A 229-nucleotide genomic window follows, 5' to 3' on the forward strand; every position below is an offset into this window, starting at 1 on the left:
TTATGATCACGATTCTCATTCGTTAGATTATAGAGAAAGACAAAAAGACATTGAGCAACAAATTTTAGATTTTAGGTCAGGTAAAAATTTTATTACCAATAAAAATTGGGAAGTTGTAAATTCAAAACCAATTTTAATAAAGTCTTATGCTTGGATAGGAATGAATTGTATTATATTAAAAGGCGTTACAATTGGTGAAGGGGCAATAGTTGGTGCGGGTAGCGTTGTG

At 31.0% G+C, this 229-nt stretch carries 1 protein-coding gene; it reads left to right on the forward strand.

The window, feature by feature from the left end:
* The coding region (locus ACWA1B_RS23775) for an LbetaH domain-containing protein (protein ID WP_461824369.1) at positions 1 to 229 on the forward strand (229 nt) is incomplete at both ends.

The organism is Flavobacterium xizangense, assembly GCF_054075145.1.